The sequence below is a fragment of the Chloracidobacterium sp. genome (genome assembly GCA_025057975.1).
Classification (GTDB): domain Bacteria; phylum Acidobacteriota; class Blastocatellia; order Chloracidobacteriales; family Chloracidobacteriaceae; genus Chloracidobacterium.
This window is the reverse complement of sequence record JANWUV010000008.1, coordinates 51,348-64,799: the sequence shown is the minus strand read 5'-3', so window position 1 is coordinate 64,799 and position 13,452 is coordinate 51,348. Positions and strand designations below refer to the sequence as shown.

Genomic DNA, 13,452 nt, shown 5'->3' with positions numbered 1-13,452 from the left:
GCTAAAGGTCATATCCCCCCCCATGACGGCCTTCTACGAAAACATCAAAGTCCTCGGCAGCGGCGCGCACGCCGTCGTCTATCTGGCGCGGGACACAACCACCGGCGACCTATACGCCGTCAAGGAATTCCTGGGCGGCGGCCGCGCCGCCCATTTCTTTTTTCGCGAGCTTTCCTCGCTGACGGCGCTTCAGCACTCCAACATTGTTCGGTGCTTCGACGTGATTTACGGGCAGGAAGGCGCGCGCAACAAGTTGGTGCTGGAATACGCCGCTGGTGGAAGCCTGCGGGACGTTCTCAACCGGCGCGGCGCGCTGCCGATGAGGGAGGCTGCGGAGGTGATGCGGGATGTGGCCGCCGGTCTAGCCTACGCGCACGACCGTCAGGTGCTACACCGTGATTTGAAGCCGGAAAACATTCTGGTCTTTCCCGACGCCGCTGGCAGAACCACCTACAAAATCGCCGACCTCGGTATCGCCAATCATTTAGCGAATGTGTTTGACCGACAAAAGCCGAACGGTTCCCCGGCTTACATGGCACCGGAGCAGTTTTATGACTTCGCAACGTACGCCAGCGACCTCTACTCACTCGGCGTCATCTTCTATGAACTGCTTACCGGCGACCGACCCTTTCAGGGCTTACCAGAGGAACTCTTTGTCAAGCATGCTAAGCAGCCGCCCGATTTGAACCCGATACCGGAAGCCGTCCGGCCTATCGTCGCTAAACTCCTGCAGAAATCACCTGCTGAGCGACCCAGATCGGCGCAGGCGCTCCACTACCTCTTGGAGGCTCAACTTGCGTCACTGTCCGCGCCGGCCGGCGTGAGCGTCTTCGCTGTCGGCTATAGCGGCGACGCACCGCTGCCCGCCGACGATACAACGCAAGCGCCGGCCCCACCAGCGCAGGAACACGTCTCAGAACACATCTCGGTACTCGAACCACTGTTTAGCTATGAACTGGCTGGCAGCCAACAACTGTTTACGCTCAACCCAAGTCGGCGCGCGGTGGTGTACATTGTGGACGACCGGACAACCGGCTTTCTTGAGCTAGACCGACGACGGTTCGTACCCTATTTCCTCCCGGAGCGGATTACGGCGGCGGCCGCACCGACACTGCAGGCGAGGACCAGCTACTTTGCCACGAATCGCCATCTCTACGCCCTCACAGCGACCGAGCACGCGCCGCGCCGCCTTTTCCAACTCCTCTTTCCGGTAACGAGCCTAGCGGTCACGCCGTCCGAAACCCTGCTGATTCTAGCCAACAAGGCGCTGGTCGCCGGGTACTCACTGGAGGGGCGACGACAATGGGAAATCGAGTTGTACAACTACCTTCAGTCGCCACAGCTTGTCGTTCTGAGTGAGGACGACGTGTTGGTGTCGTCGGGACCGATTCATCCAGCGGTGACGTGGCTAGACGCGCGCGGCCGCATTAAGTATCGCATCGCGCTTCCTGCGCCGGCGTTGACCTTGCTGCGCGCTTCCGGGGAAGGTGATTTTCAGGTGGCGCTATTCGGCGACGGTGGTCAGCAACCCATGCGGTTGCTGACCTTTCGCGGCGACCGCGAAGTGGCGGCGCAAGACCTGGGCGAGGCGGCTTACGCCGCCAAAAATCATGGGGATTTCGTCACTTTTTTTCATCCCTCAGGGCGGATTTCGCTGGCGTCGAACGGATTAGTGATTGCCGAATATCAGCCGGTCGGTATGATACTGGACGACGCTTGGGCGCCGGTGGCGCGCGCCTACGTGCATCTTGAGCGCCGCCCGCCGCACACGTTCGTCAATGTTTTTCGCCTAACGACGTTTCGCCCGGCAACATACACGCCGCCGGAAACAACCTGATACTGATGTACCGCAAGCCGCGCTTCCTTGAAAAACTGCATGCGATTCGAGAACGCCTAGCCGAAGCCTGCGGCTACGACGCCGAGCGCTTAGCCGCCCTGCTCCAAAGTGAAACCGCCGCTGCGCCGCCGCCGGCCGTGGTGGAGGAGTCGCCGTCGTCGCCTCCGCCTGTTTGGGTTCCGTCTCAGTCAAACCAATGAACAGGTCTTGTGTTCCTTTCCTCATTGGCTTACTGATGTGGTTCAGCGGCGCTTCGGCGGCGCAACGACCGGCGGCGCAACGACCGGCGACGCGGTCGCCATCCACAACGACGCTCCCAACAATTGCGGATGTTGTGGCGCGTACCAACGGCGGCGTCGTTAACATTCAATCGGTTTCCGAAGATGGCGGCACATCCATCGGCAGCGGGTTCTGTCTCGACGCCAAGGGTGAGATTGTCACCAACTTCCACGTCATCCGGGACGCGCTTAAGGTGGGCGGCCCAATTCTGGTTGTCACGCAGGACGGCCGCACGCTGGCCGCCAGTGTGCGAGGTTATGACGAAGCGACTGACTTGGCGCTCCTCGAAGTGGATGTCGGACAAAAACCGCTTCCTGCACTGGCGTTGGGCGACAGCGACGCCGTACGAGTCGGCGACTGGGTGATCGCTATCGGCAGCCCCTTTGAACTTGACCACACGGTAACGGTCGGCATCATCAGCGGCAAAGGACGCAGCGGACTCGATGGAGCGTATGACGACTTTCTACAAACCGACGCCGCGATTAACTTCGGCAATTCTGGCGGGCCGCTGGTGGCGCTGACTGGCGAAGTCATTGGCATCAACACGCTGGTGCTGGCGCGCGGTCAGGGACTCGGCTTCGCCATCCCCGTCAACATTTTGAAAGACATCCTCCCCGACCTGCGAACGCTAGGGCGCGTGCGCCGTCGCTCGATCGGCGTCGAAGCTGTGGACATCTCGGCGTTTGACCGGCGCGGTCTAGGTCTTACCGGAACGGCGCGCGGTGTCCGAGTCGTCAAAGTGGAGCGTGGCCTACCTGGCGACCAAGCCGGACTGCGGCGCGACGACGTGATCCTAGCTGTAAACAACACCCCAGTGCTGTCCAGCGGTCATTTTAATCGGCTGATTGCCCGCAGTCGTCCAGGCGACGCTCTTCAGATTCGCATTCGCCGTGAAGAAAAGGAATACACCGTCATTGCCACACCAATTGAAAAGAAGTAAGCAAGCTCTTAAAGGCAGTTCCCATTTCTCGTTGGGAAGCCGCTCTTCGATGCTATGACGCCACAAAGCCCTTATCAACAACCCCCTTACCCGCCTTCGAATCCATACCAATCCATCCCGCCAAGTGGAGGTGATCAACCACCGGGGCCGCTGGGGATGCAACCCAACGTCGCCGGCATGCTGGCCTACGCCCCCTGCTGCATTGGCCTCATTTTTGCCATCATTCTCCTTGCCACGGAAAAAAACAACCGTTTCGTCAAGTTCCACGCTTGGCAGGGGCTATTTTTTCACCTTTTGCTGACGGTGATTGGCGTTCTGAACTCCATTATGGGCGTGATTCTTGGCGCCATCCATACAATCCTTTCGCTGCTTTCCACCCTATTCGGGTTAGTGCTTTTCCTCGCCGGACTTGGACTATCCATCTTTCTGATGATCAAGGCATACGGCAACGCGACGCCGAAACTGCCGCTGATCGGCGATTTCGCTGAAAAGCAATCCTAAGCGTTCTTATGCAGGCGGCTGTTGAAGATTTCCACCGACTGATGACAGACAACTTGGCCGCCGCAGCCGCCGACGCCGACCGACTTGACGCGGCGCTTGTTGAACGCGGCATCCTCTTTGCCGGCAAGGCGATGCCGGTTCATTTGCGCCCGCACTTCTTCACGCCAACACAACGACGGCGGCTGGAGACGGCCGCCGTCGCTGTCCTCCAAGCGGCTCTAGCGGCGGAACAAGGGCTTTTCGGCGGCGACCGTGAACGACTCTTCACGGCGCTGCGTCTCCACGACGCCGAACGCCGACTTTTGCGTCTCCATCCGGGCTATGACAACGCCGTCGTCTGGACGCGCTTGGACGCTTTCCCCACCACTAATGAGGTGTTCTTCTTGGAGTTCAACCATGACGCGCCGGCCGGCGTCGGCTATTCGGCGGCGATGACAGAAATCTTTCTAGAGCTGCCGATTGTACGGCGTTTTGCCGAACGCTACACGCTGGAGTCGGACGAACCACGCCCAGCGTTGCTGGCGGCTTTACTAAGCGCCTACCGTGATTTTGGCGGCGTAGAGCACCCTACCATCGGCATTGTGGACTGGACGGATGTCCGTACGTCGTCCGACCAAATCATCCTGCGGGATTACTTCACTGCGCAGGGCTATCCGGCGGTTATCGCCGACCCGCGCGAGGTGACGCTGCGGCGGGGACGGCTCTACGCTGGGAATGTCCGACTAGATATTGTGTACCGGCGGGTAGTCACCAGCGAGTTGCTGACCAAGCTTGATGAAACCCGTGACTTCGTTACAGCTTACCAGACGCACGCCGCCTGCTTCGTTAACTCATTCCGCTGTCGCGTCAGTGAAAACAAGGCGTTCTTCAGCTTTCTGACCGACCCGGAACAGCTAGCGTTTCTGCCAGAAGATGCTCGCCGAACACTCCTCCAACACTTGCCTTGGACGCGCATCGCGGCGGAACAAACCGTCAGCCTCCCTGACGGCCGCCGCGTCGACCTCTGTGAGCATGTTGTTCGCCATCGAGCGGAATACGTCCTCAAACCGGCGGATGCCTACGGCGGAACGAATGTCTATGTCGGCGACGAAACTGACGAGGCGACATGGACGAACATCCTTCGGCGAGCCGTCCGAGACGACGCGCTCTGGGTCGTTCAGCGGCGCGTCCCAACGCCGGTAGAAGTCTTTCCTGTTCGTCGGGCTGACGGCGGCTTCGACTTTACGCCGATGAAGTACAACGCCAACCCGTTTTATTTGGGCGGCCGCATCGCCGGGGCCGTTGTGCGTACGTCCCACAACGCCGTCGTCAATGTCAGCGCCGGCGGGGGCAGCATTCCGACCTTCACAGTGACGCCGCGTTGCTGAAAAACGTCTCCGCCTTGCTCGACTTCGGGCCGCGCTCGCGCCATCAAAGGTTCATGCACTGGCGGTCGTAACAAAACAGCGTCTTGACGTCTAGGCCAGCGGGAGACTCTTGCAGGAAGATATGGTGCTAACACCCTCGTCAGGGCGCAGCCTGTACCATGCTGCGGCGGGCTTCCTCGATGGCGGCCTTAGCGTCCTTGACGATCTTAAGCGCATTCGGCTCGCTCGGAATCGTCGCGTCAAGCAAAATGAAGCGGCTTCTGTAGGTGCGCTTGCCGTCATCGGTCAGGTAGGCGCGCAGCTCACCCAGCGCCTTTGTCTCGTAGTTGTTCACCACCAGCGCCGTGTCGCCGATAGTTTCCAGCGTCAGCAGCGACGGTTGGGTGTGCCCGACAATCATGACATCTACGCCTTCCAGTTCGGCGGCGAGGGTCTTGGCCTGGTCAAGCGGTAGGTAAGCTAGCACCACCACGATATCGGCTTGCTTTTTGAGTTCAGGCAGGACTTCCTTGAGCGCCGCTGCCGGATCGCGCCAAACATAGCCCGTGCCCTCACTAGGCGCTTGTTCGCACACGCCGGTAATTCCAATCCGCAGCGTGCCGCCCTTTGGAAGACGCGGCGACTTGATTTCTTTGACGATAAAACGCGGCAAAGCAATGTGCGTTTTTTCGTTGGCCGCCGGAATCGCATTGGCGGAAAGATACGCTTTGAGCACTGGGAAATCCGTCGCGGACTGCTTAGCGGCGTTCGTTGTGAAGTATTTGTGCAGGACGCGCAAATCCTGATAGGTCAAGTTGACGGCGTCAAACGGGTAGGCGCTGTAGCCGCGCAGTGCATAATCGTTTTGCACGAGTACGTCCTTGAAGGGCGGATTGAGCAGTACGCCCTGGTCGTTGAAAATCGCCCCAACGCTCAGTTCCAGCAAGGGCGTTTGCGGAAAGGCTTCGCGGAAGGCCTTGGCCATCGTCACCCGCCGGTGCAAGCCGCCGCTGGGATTGGCTGGGCAGCCGCACGTATCGAGGTTGGCGCGGGTTTCACCAGAAAAGTGAATGGCGAAAATGGCTTTGTCGTCTGTTCCAAGCGCATGCGCCGGAACGGTTTGCGTTTGCGCCGTCGCCGAAAACCGCGCCGAAACGCCGCTCAACACCAAAGCCAAACAAACCACCAGAGAACAGGCGCGATAAAACATCACCTTGCACCTCAGCCAAAGATGACCGTCACAGGGTCTAAACCATATTTTCCAGATGCGAAACGCCGGGGTTAGGTAGCCTTGTATGGCACGGAACAAAGCCGACTCCGACCGTCAGAAACGTGTGGACGGACGCAGAGCATTGGGCAGCAGTTCGGGAAGCTTTTGAACACCTTGCTCGACCGGCTCAATGGCTTTTTCAAAGGAGACTATCCTCAGAGCAGCGCTTTTGCCCCCGCTCCTTCGAGCTTACGCAGCGGCGGAGGCAATTTTTCCTCAAGCCAACGGGAGATTTGTCTGACCTCTTCAGCGATGTCGCTCAGCGACGGATCGCCATCTTTCACTTCCTGACGGCGGCGGCGGCCAAGTGCGTCTTTGAGCTGCGTTAGTCGGTCATACTTTTCACGAAAAGTCTTGCGCCAAGCTTCATAGCCGGGCAGCTTCTCCGTTCGGCCGGCCAACTCATCCATTTGCTGTTTGGCTTGATCCAGTTTCTTTTCAACCTCATCCACGTCCAGCTTGAAGTCATCGGCCTTGCCGTCATCGGTGCGTCCGATGCGACCCGATTCTGTGGGGGATGATGCGGCAGGTTTGGCGTCCGGCGACGGTTTGGGAGGATGCATCAGTGGAACCGGGTTTTTTTTGCCGGCTTCGGATTGCTTCTCGGCGCGCGCTTGCAAAATCCAGAACATCGCCGCTACGCCCGCCGACACAATCACCGCAACAGCAGCCAACGCCAACACGACGAACAGTTTGCCGCCCGTCGAAAGCCGGGGCGACGGTGACGCCGGGCCTTGCCCGGAAGGCGATAACGGCTGGGTGACAAACGCTGTATCCGCCACTGGCGATAAATCGCTGTGCGTTGGAACGCCTAAATTCTGTCGTGTCTGATAGCCCTGAAGGTCGGCGGTGACTCGTCGAGGTGTGATATGTGGGTTCGCTTCGTCAGAGGCGTTCGCTGAAGTCAGCAGTTGCGTTGTACGCAAATCGCCCACCGCGTCAGGGCGTTCCAGAGAAATCTGGGCTAGGATAACTGTGATGTTGTCTTCGCCGCCCCGGTCATTCGCCAGCTTCACCAACGCTTCGGCCGCCGCCGTTAGGGAGTCGGCCGTCGTCACATAGCTCAGCAGTTCATGCTCCTCAACCTTGTTGGAGAGGCCGTCGCTGCACAGTAAAAAAATATCGTTCGGTTGAACGATTTCGGTGGTGATGTCGGTATTGACCGTTCGCTGAGTGCCCAACGCCTGAAGGATGACGTTGGACGGCACATTGGCGGCTTGCATGCCGGCTTTTTTGGCGGCGGCGGCCCACGACTGATCCTCGGTCAACTGGCGAATTGTCCCGCCGCGAATCAGATACGCCCGCGAATCGCCAACCTGCGAAACAACGGCTTCCTGAGCCGAGAGGTAAACGGCCGTCAGCGTTGCGCCAAGGCCGCGAATGGCGCTCTCATTTTGGGATCGTTCCCAAATGGCGGCGTTGGCGCTGTCGGCCGCGTATCGCATGGCGTCGCGCGGGGGAACGCCGGCGTTCACATAACGCAGCATTTCGCGCGCGACAATCTCCACGGCCATCTCGCTGGCCACTTCACCGGCCGCTGCGCCACCCATGCCATCGCTAACAATCAACAGCGTCCCTAGCGGCCCAAGGCGATGCCGAGCCACATCGGGCGACAGCGTCGCTTCCCGGTGCGTCAGTCCTAGTCGTTGGCTGGTTAGGTCAACAACCTGCAAGTTGTCTTCGTTGCCGGTGCGCCGCATACCAACATCCGTGCACACCGAAACGGACACCCAGGTTTCTAACCCGTTGGATGCAGAAGCCGCCACCCACCCCTCACAAGGTCTCAAAGATTGAGCTTTTTCGCCCGCTGCCTACGGACGGCGCGCCGCTGTCCGCGTTCGAAAACGCCGTCACACTTCAAAGCGGAACAACTGTTTGCCGATCAAAATCACATCGCCCGACTTGAGCGTCACCGGGCCGTCAATTTTCTTGAACGTACCGTTTCGTGAGTTGTCATCCTGAAGAATGAATTCATCCCCCCGGCGGATGATGCGGGCGTGCCGACCGGACATGTAGCCGTCATGCGGAAATCGAATATCGCCCGAATTGCGACCAATCGTAAGTTCATTCCCTTTGATCTCATAGACTTCACCTTCTCCGCCACCTTCCTGAATCAGGCAGAGTCGCGCCGGTCGCGTCGGCGGCCGCTCTGAGGTGCGCACGATGGTCTTCATTAGCGGCGACGGCAGAGGCGCACCACAGCCGGCGCAGAAGTTATTGGACGCTGCGTTGACTTTGCCGCAGTGTTCACAGACCACCGTGTCGGCCTGTTCTCCGACGGGCGAGCGGGCCACTACCGTTGGCGGCACCGGCGGTATTGCTGGCTGCGCCACGACTGTCGGCGGAACCACCGGCTGCGCCACGACCGTCGGCGGAACCACCGGCTGGGCGACAACGGTTGGAGGAACGATAGGCGGCGACATCGCCGGCTGCGCAGCAACGGTTGGTGGGACCGGCGGCTTTACGACTACCGTCGGCGGAACTTCAACCGGACGTCCCCCTGAGGCGGCTGGGACGGCAGGCGTCGCTTCAGCTTTCAACGGAGAGCCGCATTGTTGACAATAAAGCCAGTCTGCCGCATTCGGCGCGCCACAGACCGAGCAAGCGATTTCATTTGCAGCAGTGTTGGATGTCATGGTGCTCTTACAACGTCAGAATCCGCCACAAGGCGTTGGTTTTGATACTTAGGTATGATGTTGGCCGTCACACGCTGCACCGCCGCCAGACTCGCTTACATCCAAGCGCACGCGCAGGACCGGAACGAACAGCGAAACGTAACTATACATACGCCTGAAGCGGCAAAACAAGCCGAAATCCGGCGCGCCGAGGAACTACCGACTTGTTTCCAGCAAACTCCAGTACTATCAACCACCCACAACGCTTTGCCTCTTCACGTCTATGCCCACCTTTTTTGATGAATTGACTTGGCGTGGTCTCGTCCATGACCATACGCCCGATTTGGCTCAGCACATGGCGGAACACCGAAGCCTTACGGTGTATGCCGGGTTTGATCCGACGGCCCCCAGCCTGCATGTCGGCAATTTGCTGCCGCTACTCACACTGATGCGTTTTCAGCGCGCCGGTCATCGGCCGCTGGCGCTGGCCGGTGGGGGAACGGGACTGATTGGCGACCCCAGCGGCAAAGCTGCCGAACGTCCGCTACTCGACGCCGACACCATCGCGGCCAATGTAGCGGCTATCGAACAGTTGTTGGCGCGGTTTCTTGACTTTTCAGGCACCAACGCCGCGCGGATCGTCAACAACTTGGACTGGTTGGGCAATCTGCCGCTGCTGACGTTCCTGCGTGAAACGGGCAAGCATTTTTCCCTCAATATGATGCTCGGCAAAGAATCGGTGCGCCGCCGGTTGGAAACGGGCATCTCGTACACGGAATTCAGTTACATGCTCTTGCAGGCGCGTGACTACCTTGAACTCCACGACCGCTACGACTGTACGCTCCAAATCGGCGGCAGCGACCAGTGGGGCAACATCACGGCCGGCATTGAACTCATTCGTCGGATGCGCGGCCGCACCGTCCATGGGTTGACGATGCCGCTTGTCACCAAGGCGGACGGCACAAAGTTCGGCAAAACCGAACAGGGCGCGGTCTGGCTCACGGCTGACCGAACCTCGCCTTACGAGTTTTATCAGTTCTGGTTCAACACGGAAGACGCCGTAGTAATTCGCTACCTGAAGTCCTTCACGTTTCTCTCCCCCGAAGCGATTGGAGCGTTGGAAACCGCTGTTGCAACTGCGCCGGAAGCGCGGGAGGCGCAACGCGCGCTGGCCGCCGCCGTTACAGAAATTGTTCACGGCCCAGCCGGGTTACGGACGGCGCTAGCGGCGACCGACATTCTGTTTGGCGGCCATCCAATCACGGATATTGACGCCGACACCCTGCTGGCGATTTTTCATGACGCGCCTTCGGCTGAAGTTTCGTCGTCGCTCTTCGCCGGAGCGGGAGCTTTGCTAACCGACTTGGCGACCGCGGCCAAGTTGGTCGCTTCAAAGAGCGAAGCCCGCCGTCTGATTGAGGGTGGCGGCCTATACTTCAACAACCGGCGCGTCGAATCGGTTCATAGCCGTGTTGCGCGTGAGCAACTCATCGGCGGACGATATGGCGTTTTGCGCAAGGGCGCACGCACTTATCACCTGATTCGGTTGGTGGATTCCCCCGACGCCGCTGGCGGCGACCATGACGCCTCTTGAACAGCACATTCGCGAACGGATAGCGCGGCAAGGACCGCTGACGTTCCGGGACTTCATGGCCTTAGCGCTTTATGAGCCACGGCATGGCTACTACATGACGGCGGTCGAGCGGATTGGCCGCCGAGGTGACTTCTATACGGCGAGCAGCATCTCCAGTCACTTTGGCCAACTGCTCGCCCGCCAAGTTCAGGCTGTCTGGGAGGCGCTTGAGCATCCGTCGGAGTTGACCGTTGTCGAATGTGGCGCCGGAACAGGCGATCTTGCCGCTGACATTCTCACTGAACTCCGTGTTTCGGCGCCGGACTGTTTTCAAGCGTTGCACTATGTCCTTTGTGAAACTAGCGCCACAATGCGGGCGGCGCAGGCGGTGCGGCTGGCTTCCTTTGCAGCGCATGTTCGTTGGTGTGGCCTAGAGGAGCTTGCCGCCACGCCTATCACCGGCTTGATTTTCTCCAACGAACTGGTGGACGCGCTGCCAGTGCATCTGATTGCCGTCCGCCACGGACGCTATGCGGAAGGTCTAGTGACGCTTAGGGACGACCGACTACAGCTCATCTGGGCATCGCCAACGCAACCGGAAGCTTTCGCCGACTACCTAGCAAAGGGCGAGCTAACGCTGGCGGAAGGCGACCAGTGTGAAGTTGCACTCGACGCCGTCGCGTGGCTGGCGCAAGCGGCGGCGGCGCTTGGACGGGGGTACCTGGTTACAATTGACTACGGCGACACTGGCGACCACCTAAGCGGGCACCCGACTGGAACTGTACGTTGCTTCGCCCGCCATCAGATGTCCGAAAATTTTTTCACCGACGTCGGCCGGCAAGACATCACGGCCGATGTCAACTTTTCGGCGCTCATCAACTACGGCGCAGCCTACGGTTTGCGCACCATCCAACTCACCCGCCAAGCTGATTACCTGATACAGCTTGGGCTGTTGGACCTGCTTCAGAAACATACGCCGCTGGGCGACACGCCGGAGGACCTCAAGGCCCGCTTGGCGCTCAAACATTTTCTTGTACCGGGCGGGTTTAGCGACCGCTTCAAGGTGCTGGTTCAAGCCAAGGGGGACACGCCGCGTTTCCTGCCCCGTCCACCGGCTAACCTACAGTCGTTTTGACAATTCTCGTAGCAACGGGTGAACGACCAGCGTTCGGTTGTCGTCGTCAAGGGTGTGAACAAGACAGTTGGCCGCCGCCAGCGCCTGATGGAGTTCCCGGCCAGCGGGCGTTTCCATGTCGCCGTTTTTGAGCAGCCGCACCGCCTCATCAAACGGCGTCGGCAGGCGGCGCAAAAATTCCCGCAAGAGTAAAACCGGCGCCGATTCTCCGGCAGGCGTAAGCAGCGTCTCAAAGTTGATGCGGAGGTAAGAAGGCAGCCCGTACGCCAACTGTAAAACCAGATTGACGACGGCGGCCTGACCACCGGTTCGCTCGACAATCAGTCCGCCTTCATCAGCGCTGAGGTCATAGCGGGCCGCCTGCGCGAAGTATCCGACAACGTCTTCTGGGTCAAAACGCAGATCGGACTCCGTAATGTCCAACCGGGCGACGCGCCCGCGCGCGGTGCGCTTGAGCAACGGTGGGCGCTGGGTGGCAATGATGATCTGCAACGGCGGCGGCAAGTCAGCCGCTGCCTGTTCAACCAAGTAATTGACCGCCGGCGACTCCGCCACCCGCTCAAAGTTGTCCAACACCAAGGTTTCAATACCCAACTCGCGCATGCCGTTGACGACAAGCTGCACAGCTGGACGAATATCGCCGGGGTCAAGTACGTGGTAATCCGACACAATCGGCAAGCGGTAGAGTGCCGCACACACGTTAGCCGTAAACGTGTTCAACGCCGCGTCCGTCGCATCCAGCGTCAACCAACCGACTTGCGCGTTTGGGCGGTGCGCGATAGCGCTCAATAAGGTGGTCTTGCCGTAGCCGGGCGGGGCTTCAATGACCACTAGGGGAATGTGAAAGTGGCCGGCAAGCAAGTTGCCAAGGTACGCCCGATGGTACGCTCGTCGGTGCGGGCGCACCGGCGCACGCTTGGCTTGGAGCAACGACTCGACTGTCATACGAGGGTGCGTAACCTCCGCACGCCGCCGATCAGGCTCTGGCAACGCCGCTAGACGCCAAGGTTGATCCAGGTACGCTACTTAATGATTAACACGGGACAGTGAGCCCGGTGCATTACGCGGTCGCACACGCTGCCCAGCAAGAAGGATACGATGGGGCCGCGCCCACGACTGCCCATCACAATCAAGTCAAACTTTTCGGTTTCGGCGACTGACACAATTGTGGCGGCGGGAGACCCAATCTCATAGCGCATGAGGAAAGGCACGCCGCTCGGCCGGATCACTTCAGCGGTACGTTCCAGCACGGCGTTGGCCGACTCCCGCTGAAACCGCGCGACTTTTTCCGGGTCAATGCCCAACTCATAGCCGGGCAAGCTAATGTAAGCCATTTCATTGAATGGCTCCATGACAAATAACAGCGTCATAGCGCTCTGGGTCTTCGTCGCCAGTTCAGCCGCCGCCCGCGCCGCCTTGAGCGCTGTTTCAGAACCGTCTGTCGCCAGTAGGATTTTCTCAAACATAGCTCCGCCTCGCCGCCGGAAAAGGGTGATGTTTCATTTAGACAACTACGAAGCCGTCTCTCCCAAACCTCAGCTCCAGTAGTCACAACCCATCCATTAGGGGACAACCTAGCGTTTTGCAGTAGGGGAGTTTACCCAGCCAGCCACTCAACCAGCTTGATGACCGCAGGCGAATTGCCACGACGATTATCCGCCGCCAACTGCCAGGTATCAGCGCTGACGATTCCTTGTGTGGTTTCTGCCTCAGAGCTGCTTTTAGGAAAAAACCTGCGTGTAGCATAGCGTTGCTCTGGATTCAACGCCAGCACCTTGGCGAAGACGGCGTTCAGCGCCGCCGGCAACCTTGAACATACGGGCGACAGAAGGCGGCACTTCACCCTTCGCGGTTTTTGCAGGCGCTGGGCAAACAGCCGCTTCATGCGACCAAACGTTGGGCTTGCGCCGCTGCTCTGCAACCCTCCGCTGGCTCTTGTGGAAAACAAGCCGCTGA

Annotated in this window: 13 protein-coding genes; 7 read left to right on the top strand and 6 right to left on the bottom strand. The window is 59.5% G+C overall.

Annotation, left to right across the window (positions count from 1 at the left end):
• Positions 1–22 precede the first annotated feature (22 nt).
• The 5 genes from NZ585_08605 to NZ585_08585 are packed head-to-tail and all read left to right on the top strand — an operon-like array spanning position 23 to position 4,924.
• Entirely contained in the window at positions 23–1,837 is a 1,815-nt protein-coding gene (locus tag NZ585_08605) for a serine/threonine protein kinase (GenBank protein ID MCS7080096.1), read from the top strand.
• 5 nt (positions 1,838–1,842) lie between these two features.
• Positions 1,843–2,037 (top strand): hypothetical protein, encoded by a 195-nt coding sequence (locus NZ585_08600; protein ID MCS7080095.1) that lies wholly within the window; start codon positions 1,843–1,845, stop codon positions 2,035–2,037.
• Positions 2,034–3,056: a trypsin-like peptidase domain-containing protein gene (locus tag NZ585_08595; protein ID MCS7080094.1), complete on the top strand. Its 1,023-nt coding sequence runs from the start codon at positions 2,034–2,036 to the stop codon at positions 3,054–3,056. The genes NZ585_08600 and NZ585_08595 overlap by 4 nt, the downstream gene beginning before the upstream one ends.
• A gap of 54 nt (positions 3,057–3,110) precedes the next feature.
• The gene (locus tag NZ585_08590) at positions 3,111–3,557 is read left to right on the top strand and encodes a DUF4870 domain-containing protein (protein ID MCS7080093.1); all 447 of its coding nucleotides are present in this window, start codon (positions 3,111–3,113) and stop codon (positions 3,555–3,557) included.
• Between the two features lie 41 nt (positions 3,558–3,598).
• Positions 3,599–4,924 carry a circularly permuted type 2 ATP-grasp protein gene (locus tag NZ585_08585; protein MCS7080092.1) on the top strand — a complete coding sequence of 442 codons (1,326 nt, stop codon included), beginning with the start codon at positions 3,599–3,601 and terminating at the stop codon, positions 4,922–4,924.
• Positions 4,925–5,063: 139 nt separating this feature from the next.
• Here NZ585_08585 and NZ585_08580 read toward each other — a convergent pair whose 3' ends face one another.
• The 3 genes from NZ585_08580 to NZ585_08570 all read right to left on the bottom strand — a co-directional run bounded on the left by NZ585_08580 (position 5,064) and on the right by NZ585_08570 (position 8,809).
• Entirely contained in the window at positions 5,064–6,113 is a 1,050-nt protein-coding gene (locus tag NZ585_08580; protein MCS7080091.1) for a hypothetical protein, read from the bottom strand.
• Between the two features lie 215 nt (positions 6,114–6,328).
• Complete coding sequence (locus tag NZ585_08575; protein MCS7080090.1) at positions 6,329–7,873, bottom strand: protein phosphatase 2C domain-containing protein; 1,545 nt, start codon at positions 7,871–7,873, stop codon at positions 6,329–6,331.
• A 150-nt stretch (positions 7,874–8,023) separates the two neighbouring features.
• Positions 8,024–8,809: an FHA domain-containing protein gene (locus NZ585_08570; GenBank protein ID MCS7080089.1), complete on the bottom strand. Its 786-nt coding sequence runs from the start codon at positions 8,807–8,809 to the stop codon at positions 8,024–8,026.
• 262 nt (positions 8,810–9,071) lie between these two features.
• On the opposite strand from NZ585_08570, the gene tyrS reads away from it, so the two are divergent.
• Both tyrS and NZ585_08560 read left to right on the top strand, forming a co-directional pair.
• Positions 9,072–10,382 (top strand): tyrosine--tRNA ligase, encoded by a 1,311-nt coding sequence (tyrS, locus tag NZ585_08565; GenBank protein ID MCS7080088.1) that lies wholly within the window; start codon positions 9,072–9,074, stop codon positions 10,380–10,382.
• Positions 10,369–11,496 (top strand): SAM-dependent methyltransferase, encoded by a 1,128-nt coding sequence (locus NZ585_08560; protein MCS7080087.1) that lies wholly within the window; start codon positions 10,369–10,371, stop codon positions 11,494–11,496. The genes tyrS and NZ585_08560 overlap by 14 nt, the downstream gene beginning before the upstream one ends.
• On the opposite strand, the gene NZ585_08555 is transcribed toward NZ585_08560, so the two are convergent.
• The 3 genes from NZ585_08555 to NZ585_08545 all read right to left on the bottom strand — a co-directional run bounded on the left by NZ585_08555 (position 11,482) and on the right by NZ585_08545 (position 13,381).
• Positions 11,482–12,441: an AAA family ATPase gene (locus NZ585_08555; protein MCS7080086.1), complete on the bottom strand. Its 960-nt coding sequence runs from the start codon at positions 12,439–12,441 to the stop codon at positions 11,482–11,484. The genes NZ585_08560 and NZ585_08555 overlap by 15 nt on opposite strands.
• 77 nt (positions 12,442–12,518) lie before the next feature.
• Complete coding sequence (locus NZ585_08550) at positions 12,519–12,962, bottom strand: universal stress protein (protein MCS7080085.1); 444 nt, start codon at positions 12,960–12,962, stop codon at positions 12,519–12,521.
• Positions 12,963–13,093: 131 nt separating this feature from the next.
• Positions 13,094–13,381 carry a hypothetical protein gene (locus tag NZ585_08545; GenBank protein ID MCS7080084.1) on the bottom strand — a complete coding sequence of 96 codons (288 nt, stop codon included), beginning with the start codon at positions 13,379–13,381 and terminating at the stop codon, positions 13,094–13,096.
• Positions 13,382–13,452 lie beyond the last annotated feature (71 nt).

Bases quoted from the DNA above. Each gene is read 5' to 3' on its own strand.
- NZ585_08605 (MCS7080096.1), top strand. From the start codon at position 23: ATGACGGCCTTCTACGAAAACATCAAAGTCCTCGGCAGCGGCGCGCAC.
- NZ585_08600 (MCS7080095.1), top strand. From the start codon at position 1,843: ATGTACCGCAAGCCGCGCTTCCTTGAAAAACTGCATGCGATTCGAGAA.
- NZ585_08595 (MCS7080094.1), top strand. From the start codon at position 2,034: ATGAACAGGTCTTGTGTTCCTTTCCTCATTGGCTTACTGATGTGGTTC.
- NZ585_08590 (MCS7080093.1), top strand. From the start codon at position 3,111: ATGACGCCACAAAGCCCTTATCAACAACCCCCTTACCCGCCTTCGAAT.
- NZ585_08585 (MCS7080092.1), top strand. From the start codon at position 3,599: ATGACAGACAACTTGGCCGCCGCAGCCGCCGACGCCGACCGACTTGAC.
- NZ585_08580 (MCS7080091.1), bottom strand. From the start codon at position 6,113: ATGTTTTATCGCGCCTGTTCTCTGGTGGTTTGTTTGGCTTTGGTGTTG.
- NZ585_08575 (MCS7080090.1), bottom strand. From the start codon at position 7,873: ATGCGGCGCACCGGCAACGAAGACAACTTGCAGGTTGTTGACCTAACC.
- NZ585_08570 (MCS7080089.1), bottom strand. From the start codon at position 8,809: ATGACATCCAACACTGCTGCAAATGAAATCGCTTGCTCGGTCTGTGGC.
- tyrS (MCS7080088.1), top strand. From the start codon at position 9,072: ATGCCCACCTTTTTTGATGAATTGACTTGGCGTGGTCTCGTCCATGAC.
- NZ585_08560 (MCS7080087.1), top strand. From the start codon at position 10,369: ATGACGCCTCTTGAACAGCACATTCGCGAACGGATAGCGCGGCAAGGA.
- NZ585_08555 (MCS7080086.1), bottom strand. From the start codon at position 12,441: ATGACAGTCGAGTCGTTGCTCCAAGCCAAGCGTGCGCCGGTGCGCCCG.
- NZ585_08550 (MCS7080085.1), bottom strand. From the start codon at position 12,962: ATGTTTGAGAAAATCCTACTGGCGACAGACGGTTCTGAAACAGCGCTC.
- NZ585_08545 (MCS7080084.1), bottom strand. From the start codon at position 13,381: ATGAAGCGGCTGTTTGCCCAGCGCCTGCAAAAACCGCGAAGGGTGAAG.